Origin of the sequence: Kitasatospora azatica KCTC 9699 (assembly GCF_000744785.1) — a bacterium.
Taxonomy (GTDB): Bacteria; Actinomycetota; Actinomycetes; order Streptomycetales; family Streptomycetaceae; genus Kitasatospora; species Kitasatospora azatica.
The window spans coordinates 4,189,160-4,201,842 of the sequence record NZ_JQMO01000003.1; the positions used below are offsets into that span (position 1 = coordinate 4,189,160).

Here is a 12,683-nt window from a genome sequence, read left to right on the forward strand (position 1 = left end):
TGCCTTCGCGGCTCGGTGGACCACCTGAAGAGCGCACTGGACGCGAGTGAAGATCTCGCAAAAGTTGATCCCGATCTGATGAAGCGACGGTCACTGGACGTGATCATGCGTGGGTGTTTTGCGCCTTGATCGTCCTCTTCGGCTGATCTGCGCGGCCACGCTGTGGCATACGGGACTGATGTGACAGCTGATGCCACGGTGCCGCCGCATTGCTTCATTTGTTCGACGGCAATACCGTGCCCGGCGGCCACACCTCTTGTGCGGCCGGATGTCTGACGACTTGTTGACAAAACGTCATGGGGGCGAAGAGTGCGGTCATTGCCGCTCTGGTTTACCGGTACCCGGGGAAGATCCCGGTACCGACGCGCAACAGTGCTGGTGGCTACGGTGGCGGCGATGTCGCTCGTCGCACCGCTGGCCGAGGCCGACTCGGTGGTCGGCGGATACCGCTACAAGGGCAAGGTGTGGGCGGCGGATCCGCTGCCGGCGCAGCCGAAGGTCAAGGGTCACCCGGCCGGTAGCACGGCGAAGCCGGCCGGGCCGGGCCTCAAGGGCGCGCGGGCGCTGAACCCGCACAAGTCGACCGCTCCGGCCTGGCCGGGCGCGTCCACCGCGACTGTCGACGTCGGCTCCGCCGGCACCGGCCCGGTGTCCATCACGCCGGCGCCGGGCACGACCAAGCCGGCCGCCAACGCCGCAGCCGCAGACGGCGCCACGAGCAGCGCGCCCGCCGCGGTGCGGGTGGTGACGGCCGACCACGAGAAGGCGCAGGCCGCCAACGTCGACGGTCTGCTGCTCGGCCTGTCCCGGGCGGACGGCTCCGGCGGCGACGGACAGGTGTCGGTCTCCGTCGACTACTCCGCCATCGCCCAGGCGTACGGCGGTGGTTGGGCCTCGCGCCTGCACCTGGTGGCGATGCCGGCCTGTGCGCTGACGACTCCGCAGCTCGCCGAGTGCCGCACCCAGCAGCCGTTGGCCACCACCAACGACACCTCCTCGAACAAGCTGACCGCGACGGTCGCGCTGCCCGGCTCGGCGACGGTCAAGGCCTCGCTGCCGGCCGGCCAGGGCAAGGTCGTCCCGGCCGCACTGGTCAACTCCCAGCAGGCCGCGGTGACCGCCGCGAGCACCGCGAGCTCCGGCACCGCCGTGGCCGCCGTCTCCGGCATGTCCGGCTCGCAGGGCAACTACGGCACCACCTCGCTGTCGGCGTCCGGTTCCTGGTCCCAGTCGGGCTCGGGCGCGTTCAGCTACAACTACGCGATCCCGGTGCCGCCGTCGCTCGGCGGCACGGCTCCCGCAGTCGGCCTGTCCTACGACTCGCAGTCGGTGGACGGCGAGACCTCGGCCCGCAACTCGCAGTCCTCCTGGCTGGGTGACGGCTGGTCCTACAGCCCCGGCTTCGTCGAGCGCTCCTACAAGTCCTGCTCCAACGACGGGATCAAGGACTCGGGCGACCAGTGCTGGGCGGGCTGGAACGCGACCATCTCGCTGGGCTCGCACACCGGTCAGCTGGTGCGGGACGGCAGCGGCCAGTACCACCTGCAGAACGACGACGGCACCAAGGTCGAGCTGCTGACCGGTGCGTCGAACGGCCTGTGGAACGGTGAGTACTTCAAGGTCACCACGACCGACGGCACCCAGTACTACCTGGGTCTGAACCACTCCCCGGGCACCACCTCCGACCCGGCGACCAACTCGGCCTGGGGCACGCCGGTCTACATGCCGAAGTCGGGCGACCCCTGCTACGACAGCAGCAAGGGCGACAAGTCCCAGTGCTCGGCCGAGCCGGGCTACCGCTTCAACCTCGACTTCGTGGTCGACGTGCACGGCAACGTGCAGCGCTACGACTGGGCGAACGAGACGAACTACTACAACATGGGCTACGGCCAGGTCGCCCAGTCCGGTGGCGGCGGCACGATGACCGCCTACACCCGTGGCGGCTACCTGACCCAGATCTCCTACGGCTACAAGCTGGCCGACGAGCAGGCCGGCCGTGACCCGGGCGCCAAGGTGGTCTTCACCACCGCGCAGCGCTGCGTGGTCTCCGACACCACCTGCCAGTACTCCAACCTGTCGAGCTCGACGGCGACGAACTGGCCGGACACCCCGTACGACCTCAACTGCACCGCAGGGATGGCCACCTCGGGCACCGGCAGCAACGTCTGCCAGGTCCCCGGTCCGTCCTTCTGGTCGACCTACCGGCTGAAGTCGATCAACACCTCGGTCAAGGTGGGCAACTCCTGGCAGAACGTGGACTCCTGGGCGCTGACCCACCTGTTCTCGGACGCCGGCGGCACCATGGACCCGGTCACCGGCGCCACCGTCGACCCCAAGGACGCCGGTGCGCTGCAGTCGGTGATGTGGCTCTCGCAGATCCAGCACACCGGCCAGGACACCTCGGCGGGTGGCAGCGGCACCATCACCATGGACCCGGTCACGTTCACCGGTATCGAGACCGACAACCGGGTGGACGGGCTGACCCCGGCGGCGCCGCCGCTGTTCCACCCGCGGATCTCGAGCATCCAGACCGAGACCGGTGAGTCGATCGCGGTGACCTACCGGGCGCCTGAGTGCTCGCGGGTGAACAACACCATGCCCGCCTCGGCCGACTCGGACACCATGGCCTGCTACCAGGTCTACTGGAACACGCCGGGTGCCAAGGACCCGATCGCGGACTGGTTCCAGAAGACCCTGGTCTCCCAGGTCTCGGACAACGACGCCACCAAGGCCGGCTCCCCGGCGAAGATCACCAAGTACGCGTACTCCGGTGGCGCGGCCTGGCACCGCGACGACAACGAGCTGACGGACGACCAGTACCGCACCTGGAACGACTTCCGCGGCTTCCGCACCGTCACCACCACGACGGGCGCCGCCCCGGACCCGATCACCCAGACCACCGTCAACTACCTGCAAGGTATGGACGGGGACTACAAGGCCGACGGAAGCAAGCGCTCGGTCAGCCTGACCGACTCCACCGGCGTCACCGTCGCCGACAGCAACTGGCTGGGCGGCACCCCGCAGGAGACCGACACCTACACTCAGGCCGGCGGCAGCATCGTCGCCAAGTCGATCCCCGGCGCACCGGTCGCGACCACCACGGTCACCAGCTCGCGCACGGCCTGGACCTCCAAGACGCCGGCCCCGGCCACCCTGTCCACGCTGCCGGACCTGACGGCCCGTCGGACCCAGTCCACCTCGGCGCGTGAGCTGAGCCTGCTGGCCAACGGCAGCTGGCGCACCACCAGCAGCAGCACCAGCTACGACAGCCAGGGCCGCCTGTACCAGCAGGACGACAAGGGCGACATCAGCGTTCCGTCCCAGGAGACCTGCACCACCACCAGCTACGCGACCGCTCCGGCGGCCAACCCGATGATGCTGCTGTACCCGAGCGAGACCGTCGCGGTCTCCGGTGCCTGCGGCACGGCGGCGAGCGCCACCACCACGATCAGCGACAAGCGGTACTTCTACGACGGCGACGGCACCGTCACCAACCCGGGCACGCTCGGCCAGATCGGCGCGAACGGTTCCACGCTCGGTCTGGTCACCGCCAGCCAGTCGGTGAAGAACTACGACGGCGGTGGGAACCCGGTCTTCCAGACCCTCGGCGCCGCGACCTACGACCAGTACGGCCGCAGCACCAAGGCGGTGGACACCGCCGGCTCGGCGACCACCACCAGCTACCTGCCGGCCAGCGGCACGCTGCCCACCTCGGTCTCCACCAGCAATCCGCTGGGCTGGACCACCAGCAGCACGATCGCCCCGGCCCGCAACCTGGTGACGCACTCGGTGGACGTCAACGGCCGGGTCACCGACAGCACCTACGACGCGCTCGGCCGGGTCAGCCAGACCTGGCTGCCCGGGCGCACCAAGGGCACCCAGTCGCCCGACAAGCAGTTCAGCTACGCGGTGCACGGCGCCGGCAGCAACCCGGACCCGTCCAGCGTGACCACGCAGTCGCTGCGCGAGGACAACTCGTACGGCAGCGCGGTGAGCATCTACGACGGTTTCCTGCAGCGGCGGCAGACCCAGGCGACCACGGCCGACAACAGCGCGGGCCGGCTGCTCTCCTCCGCCCACTACGACAGCCACGGCTGGCTGCACAGCAGCGTCGCCGCCTTCGTGGACACCACCACGGCGCCGGGCAGCACGCTCTTCGTCGAGGCGGAGAACACCGTCCCCTCGGAGACCGTCACCAGCTACGACGGCATGGGTCGCGGCATCAGCCAGACCCTGTACTCCAAGGCATCCCCGCTCTGGACGGCGACCAGCGCCTACCCGGGCGCGGACGAGGTCGACCGCACCCCGCAGGCGGGTGGCACGCCGACCTCGGTCTTCACCAACGCCCTCGGGCAGACCACCGCGCAGGTCGCGCACGGCGGTCCCGGCATCGGTGACGTGACGACCAGTTACACCTACACCCCGGCCGGTCAGACCGCCTCGATCAAGGACACCGCCGGCCACAGCTGGACGTACACCTACGATCTGCAGGGCCGCAAGACCGCGCAGACCGACCCGGACACCGGCAGCACGCTCACCGGCTACGACCAGCTGGGCAACACCGCGTCCGTCACGGACGGCCGCGGCCAGGTGCTCTCGTTCACCTACGACCTGTTCGGTCGCAAGACCGGAGAGTACGCGGGCACCAGCACCACGGACCAGACCAAGCAGCTCGCCGGCTGGTCCTACGACACGCTGGCCAAGGGATACCCGACCTCGGCCATCCGCTATGTCGGTGGCTCGAGCACCGGCGGCAGCGCCTACACCCAGACGGTGGCCGGCTACACCGCCGCCTACCAGCCCACCGGTTCGACGGTCACCATCCCGGCGGCCGAGAAGCAGCTGGCGGGCACCTACACGGTGAGCGCCAAGTACACGCCGAACACCGGGCTGCTCTCCGACAACATCTTCGGCACCGAGGGCAGCCTGCCCTCAGAGGACATCGGCTTCGGCTACAACCTGCAGGGCGGCCTGGTCGCCACCGGCTCGGACACCACCCCGTACCTGGACGTGGTGTCGTACAGCCCGCTGGGCCGGGTCCTGCAGTCGACCTACGGGGTGCTCGGCAAGCAGCTGCGCACCGCGCAGACCTACGACGACGCCACCGGGCGACTGACCACCAACCGGGTCTCGCTGCAGACGGCGACGACCAATCCGATCTCGGCCACCACCTACGGCTACGACCCCTCGGGAAACCTCACCAGCACGAGCGAGCTGCAGTCCTCCGGCGGCACCGACCAGGTCTTCGACACCCAGTGCTTCCAGTACGACGGCCTCAGGCGGCTGACCACGGCGTGGACCGACACCGCCGGCCAGTCCAGCGCGACGGCCGGTCAACTGGCGCACTGCAACTCGGCGAGCCCGGCCCCGGCGAAGATCGGCGGTCCGGCCCCCTACTGGCAGAGCTGGCAGTACAACCTGCTCGGTGACCGGGTGCAGCAGGTCAAGCACGACGTCACCGGCAACACCGCCAAGGACGTCACGCAGACCAGCAGCTACCCGACCGGCGGCGCGCAGCCGAACACGGTCAGCTCCGTCACCACCACCGGACCGACCGGTACCAGCGTCCAGACCCCGCACTACGACGCGGCCGGCAACACCAAGGACCGCGCCACCACCGGTGTCGGCGCCGGCAGCCAGACCTTCAGCTACGACGAGGAGGGCCGCACCAAGTCCGTCTCCACCACCGTGGGCACGGGCACCGCGCAACAGACCAGCTACCTCTACGACGCCAACGGCAACCTGCTGATCCAGCGCGGGCCGGGCAGCACCCTGCTCTACCTGTTCAACGGGGCCGAGCTGCTCACCCTGACCGGAACCGCCGTCACCGGCCAGCGGTACTACACCAACCCTGACGGCACGGTCATCTGCCGGTCCAGCAACGGCACGGTGAACTACCTTCCGGCGACCAGGCAGCGGACCGCGCAGCTCCAGGTCGATGCCAAGACCCTGACCGTCACCCGGCGCGCCTTCGACCCCTACGGCAACCCCCGTGGGACCGTCCCCGGCACCTGGGCGGACAACAGCGGCTACCTCGGTCAGCCGACCGACCCGACCACCGGGCTCGACCTGCTCGGCGCCCGCCACTACGACCCGGCCCTGGGCCGGTTCCTGACCGCCGACCCGCTGCTGGAGACCGACGATCCCAACCAGATCGGCGGCTACACCTACGCCGGCGACAACCCCAGCACCGGTAGCGACCCCACCGGCCTGTCCTGGTACAACGACTGGGACGACTTCACGGACGCCGTGCACAGCGGTGCCAACGAGGTCGGCACTTTCATCGGCGGCGTCGGCGACTCGGTGATCGGAGTCCCCTACGCGTGGGGGGTCAACACCGCCTCTGACTGCTGGAACGGCTTCGCCGACTTCTGGAACAGCAACCTGGACGACCCGCTGGGCGTCCTGCAGATGGCGCACCTCGGCCACACCGGCCACGTCGACGAGCACCCGCTCGCCGACCTGTTCAACATGGACACCAACTCGACCGCCTACCAGGCGGGTGAGTGGACCGGCACCGTGGTGGGCCTGGTCGCCGACGGCGTCACCGTGTTCAAGGCGGCCAGCGCCGGCATCAAGGCGATCCGCGGGATCAAGGCGATCGACGAGGCCGGCGGCATCATCAACTGGGTCAAGCGCCTGGTCACCGACGACAAGCCGCACCCGACGACGCCCAAGGTCGAGCCGCCCGCACCGCCCACGGTCAAGCCCACCGATCCCGGCGCCGGCACCGGCAAGCCCGGGGCCGGAAGCGGTGCCAAGCCTGGCGGCGACGGTCCCCAGCCCGGCACCGGCGGTGCCTACGGCGATCCCTCGCCCGGCCACCCTCGGGTCACCGGCGACGGTGTCGAGTCGACCCTGGACGGCGCCAACCCCGGCGGGCACACCGACAACTGCGCCGCCTGCGCGGCTGCCGGCGACAACCGGATGGCCGGCGGCACCCTGGTGGCCTGGAACAGCGGGATCACCTACACCACCGACGTGGAAAACTACTTCGGGCGAGTGTTCTACTACACCGAGGGGGTCAAGGACATCCGGCAGCAGATGACCGCGCTGGGCTACGGTGCCCGCGGCGTCATCTTCGCCGAGAACGACGCCTCGGAGATCGGCCACTTCTTCAACGTCGTCAACGACGGCGGCCGGATCAAGTTCCTGGACTACCAGTCCGAGTCCTACGCGAACCTCGGCACCTGGGACCGCTTCTACCTGATGGTGACCCATGGAGACTACTGACATGGATCAGCAACAGGCTCAGTCACTCGCCGAGGCGTTCTGCCGCGAGCAGGTACCCAAATGGGAGGTGTACGGCTGCCGGCTCACGCCGGCCAAGGGCGTGGCGCTGGAGGGCTGCTACCTCTTCGCCATCACGGTCGCGCCCGACCCCGACCCGCGCAAGCCCAGGATCGGGCTGGGCGGCAACTACCCGGTGGTCGTCGACCGGGAGACCGGAGCCTGCCGCTTCGTGGCGGGCATGACCGAGTACCAGTCGCTGCGGACCAAGCGCCGCCGCTGACCTGAGACGAGCAGAGGGGCCCGGCACACGCAGAGTGTGCCGGGCCCTTCGTCGTCCGTGCGCGGCGGTGCCGAGGCACCGTCAGGCGGCCAGCGCCAGCGCCAGCTCCGGGCGCGGCGCGGCAGCCGGCACCGTCCGTCCGCGCAGCGCGATCGCCGAGCACAGGGCGGCGAGCGGGAGTTCGGCGCAGACGGCCATCGCCACGGCCACCAGCAGCGAGGAGCCGGCGGTGGAGACGTCGCACCAGGCGTCGCCGACCAGCAGCAGGGCGGCCAGGGCGGCGAGCGGGCGGCGCGCGGCGTGGCCGCGGCGCAGCAGCAGGGCCGAGCCGAGCAGGCAGGCGGCCTCGGCGAGGTCGAGGGCGATCCAGCCGAGCGAGCCGGGGACCAGGGCCAGCACCACGACCCAGGGCAGCAGCGCGAAGCCGGCGCCGGCCAGGACCAGCGGGAGACGGGAGGAGATCGGCATCGTGCTCACACCACCCGGGACGGCCGCAGCCGCTCGACGTTGCCGTCGGCCCGGCGGGCCAGCACGGCCAGGGCCGGTCCGGACACCCGGGCCAGCCAGAAGCCGCCGGGCACCAGCACGGTCTCGGCCGGCTGCCAGCCGGGCCGCAGCCGGCCGGTGGCGAACGCGACCGAGGGCACCGAACCGTCCGCGTCCACCCGGCCCCAGGCGAAGCCGCCGCAGCTCCCGCGCCGGGCCCCGCGCAGGACGCCGACGCCCAGCGTGGTGGCGACCAGCACGTCGATCAACTCGCCGTCCTGGTAGACCTCGAGCGCCGGGCGCCCGCCGGTGCCGCCGGCCACCCGCACCGACCAGTGGCCCAGGACCGGCCGGCCCACCACCGGCTGACCCTCGATCAGCACGTCCATCCTGTCTCCCCCTTCGGTCCCGCACCCGCTCTCCGACGTACACCACCCTCCCGTTCGGGGCCCGGTGACGTCTCTGGCGTGAGGTGCCGTCTTGGGGGTGGTGCTGGGTACACCCCCACCCGGGCCCCAGCGCCACTGACCGCCTGTGGGCCTCCCCCTAAGCTGTCCGACGTGATCAAGACCAGCCGACTGCGCGAGCGGCTCCGTCGTGGGGCCGCGCACCCGGTCCTGGCCTGGGTGACCGGCGACGAGGAGCAGCACCAGGGGCGGCCCGGCGTCCTGCAGGAACTCCTCCTGGTGGGCGCGGGCGTGCCGTTCCTGATACCGCTCTACGCCCTCACCACCAACGCCAGCAAGCTCGCCGTCCCGAGCCTCGTCCCGTTGCTGGTCTTCCTGACCGTCCTGACCGCGCTGCAGCGGGCCCGTTTCCGAGTGCTCGGCGGCCTGGGCATCCCCGAGCGGCAGCCGGACTCGCCGCCCGGTACGCCGGCGCCGCTGCGCCTGCTGGCGGCGGTGCGCTCGGAGGCGACCTGGCGTCAGATCGGCTACCACCTGGTGGTCGGCCCGACCTTGGCGCTGGGCGGGGTGCTGGCGCTGGTCGGCTGCGGGGCGGGCGCGGTGATGGCCACCGTCTTCGGCTGGGGCTGGCTGCTGCCGCCCGGCAGCGTGGCGCATCCGACGGGGCACCGGTACCTGGCCACCGGGCTGGTCACGGCGGGCGGGATCGCGTTGCTGCTGGCCGGGCCCTGGCTGGCGGTGCGGGTGGCCCGAACGGACCGGCGGGCGGCCCGCGCGCTGCTCGGGCCGAGCCGGGCCCGCGAGCTGGAACGCCGGGTCGAGGACCTCGCGGAGAGCCGGGCCGGGGTGGTGGACGCGGCCGACGCCGAGCGGCGCCGAATAGAGCGCGACCTGCACGACGGCGCCCAGCAGCGGCTGGTCTCGCTGGCGATGAACCTGGGGCTGGCCCGCAAGACGCTGAAGAACGTACCGCCGGAGGCGATGCAGGTGATCATCGACGCGCACGAGGAGGCCCAGGCGGCCATCGCCGAGCTGCGCGACCTGGTCCGCGGCCTGCACCCGGTGGTGCTGGAGGACCGCGGCCTGGACGCGGCGCTGTCCGGGATCGCGGCCCGGGCACCGCTGCCGGTGCGGCTGCGGGTCGACCTGCCGCAGCGGCTGTCGCCGACCGTCGAGGCGGTGGCGTACTTCGTGGTCTCCGAGGCGTTGGCCAACGTGGCCAAGCACGCCCGCGCCTCCCGGGTCGACCTGACGGTCCAGCAGCTGGCGGGCCGGCTGCGAATAGAGATCACCGACGACGGGATCGGCGGCGCCGACCCCACCCGGGGCACCGGCCTGGTGGGGCTGCGCAAGCGCGCCGCCTCGGTGGACGGCACCTTGACCATCGACAGCCCCGTCGGGGGCCCGACCAACATCACTGTGGAGTTGCCGTGCGAGCTGTGATCGCCGAGGACTCGGTCCTGCTGCGGGTCGGACTGGTCAAGGTGCTGGAGGCGGTGGGCTACGAGGTGGCCGCCGCCGTCGGCGACGCCGACGCGCTGCTGGTCGCCGTCGAGGAGCACCGGCCGCAGGTCGTGGTGGTGGACGTGCGGATGCCGCCGGGCTTCACCGACGAGGGGGTGCGCGCCGCGCTGGTGATCCGCCGCCAGTGGCCCGAGGTCGCGGTGCTGCTGCTCTCCCAGTACGTGGAGGAGCGGTACGCGGCCGACCTGCTGGCCTCGAACACCAGCGGGGTCGGGTACCTGCTCAAGGAGCGGGTGGCCAATGTGGACGACTTCGTCGAGGCGCTGCAGCGGGTCGCGGCCGGCGGCACCGCGCTGGACCCGGAGGTGGTCGCCCAGCTGCTGGTGCGCCGGCACCGCGATCCGCTGGAGAAGCTCACGCCGCGCGAGCGGGACGTGCTCGGCCTGATGGCACAGGGGCACTCCAACAACGCCATCGCCGAGTCGCTGGTGGTCAGCGAGAGCGCCGTGGCCAAGCACATCAACAGCATCTTCACCAAGCTGGACCTGCCCACCGCCGACGCCACCCACCGCCGGGTGCTCGCCGTGCTGCGCTACCTGGGGGAGGGGTGACGATGACCCGGGCGACCCGCGAGCTGCGGATCTGGCGCGCGATCGCGGTGCTGACCGGCGCCCTGGTGATGGTGTACGGCGCCGGGCAGGCCTGGAACGCGCTCGCCGAACAGGCCGATGTACGTCCCTTCTCCTACTCGGAGCGGATCACAGCCGTCGAACTGGACCTGGGCAGCGCCTCCGCCCAGGTGGTGGGCGGCACCGACGGTGAGCTGACGGTGCGCCAGACCGAGCGCTGGGCGCTCAGCCGCCCGCAGATCACCCGGCGGGTGGTCGGCAGCACGCTGCGGATCACCGCCCGCTGCCCGAAGATCCCCTGGATCGGCGGGGCCGCCTGCGGGGCGGGGTTCCGGCTGGTGGTCCCGCCGGCCACGGCGGTCAGCCTGAAGGCGAGCTCGGGGGCGTTCAGCGCCGAGGGCCTCAGCGGGGATCTGAACCTGAGCACCGACTCCGGCTCGATCCGGCTGAAGAACCTCACCGGCCGGGTCGCGGCACGCCTGACCAGTGGCTCGCTGAGCGGCGAGGGTCTGGCCTCGCCGGAGCTCCAGGCCGAGGTCGACTCCGGCTCGGTGGACCTGGCCCTCACCGCGCCGCCGCGCGCGCTGACCATGGTGTCCACCTCCGGCTCGGTCCGGGCCGCGCTGCCGCCGGACACCCGTTACCGGTTGGTCAGCAGCTACGGCTCCGGCAGCGGACACGTGGCGCCGGCCCTGCAGGACCCCGGCTCGCCGCGCTCGATCACGGTCACCACGGACTCGGGCAGCGTGGACCTCGACTACACGAGCGGCTGACCCCGATCGCGGGTGGGGGACAATGGAGAGTCCCGTCCACTTCCGCAACCGGTGAGGATCCGCCGCGCATGACCACCACCCCCGCCCCTGCCGGCGAGTTCGCGCCCCTGTCGATCGGCCCGATGCAGGTCTGGCCGCCGGTGGTGCTCGCGCCGATGGCGGGGATCACCAACGCCCCGTTCCGCACCCTGTGCCGCGAGCAGTCCGGCGGCAAGGGGCTGTTCGTCTCCGAGATGATCACCACCCGGGCGCTGGTCGAGCGCAACGCCAAGACCATGCAGCTGATCCAGTTCGACCCGAGCGAGCAGCCGCGCTCGATCCAGCTGTACGGGGTGGACCCGGCCACCGTCGGCAAGGCGGCCCGGATGATCGCCGAGGAGGACCTCGCCGACCACATCGACCTCAACTTCGGCTGCCCGGTCCCCAAGGTGACCCGCAAGGGCGGCGGCTCGGCCCTGCCGTACAAGCGCAACCTGCTGCGCGAGCTGCTGCGCGAGGCGGTGGCGGGCGCCGGTGGGCTGCCGGTGACCATGAAGATGCGCAAGGGCATCGACGACGACCACCTCACCTTCCTGGACGCCGGGCGGATCGGCGCCGAGGAGGGGGTCAGCGCGATCGCGCTGCACGGGCGCACCGCCGCCCAGCACTACGGCGGCCAGGCCGACTGGTCGGCGATCGCCCGGCTGCGCGAGGCGGTTCCGGCGGACATCCCGGTGCTGGGCAACGGCGACATCTGGTCGGCCCCCGACGCGGTGCGGATGATGCGCGAGACCGGCTGCGACGGTGTGGTGGTCGGGCGCGGCTGCCTGGGCCGGCCGTGGCTCTTCAAGGACCTGGTCGCGGTCTTCGAGGGCGTCACCGACCCGGTCCGGCCGCGGTTCGCCGAGGTGGCGGCCACCATGTCGCGCCACGCCGAGCTGCTGGGCCGCTGGATGAACGACGAGCACCGCGGCGTGGTCGACTTCCGCAAGCACGTGGCCTGGTACACCAAGGGCTTCTCGGTCGGCTCGCAGCTGCGGGTCAAGCTGGCGATGGCGAGCTCGCTGGCCGAGCTCGGCGAGCTGCTGGCCGAGGTGGAGCAGGAGCAGCGCTGGCCGGCCGGCGCGGACGGCCCGCGCGGGCGCACCAGCGGCAACGGCCGGGTGGTCCTGCCGGAGGGCTGGTTGGACGATCCGTATGACTGCGCCGTACCGAGCGTTGAGGCCGAATCGGACAGCTCCGGCGGATGATCTGGACGATACGTAGAAATTGACCTGACGCAGCGTTGGGACGTTGCGGCCGAGCCCTCTTGGACGATCTGGCCAAGAGGGCTCCCTTTCGGCAGATCATCATCACGCACCGCGCATATTTCGGCGCGTTGAGCGACGGACTGACGAGTTCCGATACGTACGATGAGCGAGCCGCGTCCGTG

8 protein-coding genes are annotated in these 12,683 nt (G+C 71.3%); 6 read left to right on the forward strand and 2 right to left on the reverse strand.

Annotated features, from left to right (window positions below; genetic code table 11):
• The first annotated feature begins 396 nt into the window (after positions 1-396).
• The gene (locus BR98_RS29290; protein WP_051970337.1) at positions 397-7,233 is read left to right on the forward strand and encodes an RHS repeat-associated core domain-containing protein; all 6,837 of its coding nucleotides are present in this window, start codon (positions 397-399) and stop codon (positions 7,231-7,233) included.
• Position 7,234: 1 nt separating this feature from the next.
• Positions 7,235-7,513: a hypothetical protein gene (locus BR98_RS29295; RefSeq protein ID WP_035849364.1), complete on the forward strand. Its 279-nt coding sequence runs from the start codon at positions 7,235-7,237 to the stop codon at positions 7,511-7,513.
• Positions 7,514-7,594: 81 nt separating this feature from the next.
• On the opposite strand, the gene BR98_RS29300 is transcribed toward BR98_RS29295, so the two are convergent.
• Positions 7,595-7,981 carry a hypothetical protein gene (locus tag BR98_RS29300; RefSeq protein WP_051970343.1) on the reverse strand — a complete coding sequence of 129 codons (387 nt, stop codon included), beginning with the start codon at positions 7,979-7,981 and terminating at the stop codon, positions 7,595-7,597.
• 5 nt (positions 7,982-7,986) lie between these two features.
• Positions 7,987-8,388 carry a hypothetical protein gene (locus BR98_RS29305; protein WP_035849377.1) on the reverse strand — a complete coding sequence of 134 codons (402 nt, stop codon included), beginning with the start codon at positions 8,386-8,388 and terminating at the stop codon, positions 7,987-7,989.
• 171 nt (positions 8,389-8,559) lie between these two features.
• Between BR98_RS29305 and BR98_RS29310 the strand changes: the two genes are divergently transcribed.
• The 4 genes from BR98_RS29310 to dusB all read left to right on the forward strand — a co-directional run bounded on the left by BR98_RS29310 (position 8,560) and on the right by dusB (position 12,501).
• On the forward strand, positions 8,560-9,849 hold the full coding sequence (locus tag BR98_RS29310) for a sensor histidine kinase (protein WP_232247659.1): 1,290 nt from the start codon (positions 8,560-8,562) through the stop codon (positions 9,847-9,849).
• Positions 9,837-10,481, forward strand: coding sequence for a response regulator transcription factor (locus BR98_RS29315; RefSeq protein ID WP_035849384.1), 645 nt, complete (start codon positions 9,837-9,839; stop codon positions 10,479-10,481). The genes BR98_RS29310 and BR98_RS29315 overlap by 13 nt, the downstream gene beginning before the upstream one ends.
• A 2-nt stretch (positions 10,482-10,483) precedes the next feature.
• Positions 10,484-11,272, forward strand: a complete 789-nt coding sequence (locus tag BR98_RS29320) for a DUF4097 family beta strand repeat-containing protein (protein WP_035849386.1) — start codon at positions 10,484-10,486, stop codon at positions 11,270-11,272.
• 68 nt (positions 11,273-11,340) lie between these two features.
• Positions 11,341-12,501, forward strand: coding sequence for a tRNA dihydrouridine synthase DusB (gene dusB, locus BR98_RS29325; protein ID WP_035849388.1), 1,161 nt, complete (start codon positions 11,341-11,343; stop codon positions 12,499-12,501).
• Positions 12,502-12,683: the final 182 nt, after the last annotated feature.

Coding starts and splice junctions, on each gene's coding strand:
- BR98_RS29305 (WP_035849377.1), bottom strand. CDS start 8,388: ATGGACGTGCTGATCGAGGGTCAGCCGGTGGTGGGCCGGCCGGTCCTG.
- BR98_RS29295 (WP_035849364.1), top strand. CDS start 7,235: ATGGATCAGCAACAGGCTCAGTCACTCGCCGAGGCGTTCTGCCGCGAG.
- BR98_RS29290 (WP_051970337.1), top strand. CDS start 397: ATGTCGCTCGTCGCACCGCTGGCCGAGGCCGACTCGGTGGTCGGCGGA.
- BR98_RS29320 (WP_035849386.1), top strand. CDS start 10,484: ATGACCCGGGCGACCCGCGAGCTGCGGATCTGGCGCGCGATCGCGGTG.
- dusB (WP_035849388.1), top strand. CDS start 11,341: ATGACCACCACCCCCGCCCCTGCCGGCGAGTTCGCGCCCCTGTCGATC.
- BR98_RS29300 (WP_051970343.1), bottom strand. CDS start 7,981: ATGCCGATCTCCTCCCGTCTCCCGCTGGTCCTGGCCGGCGCCGGCTTC.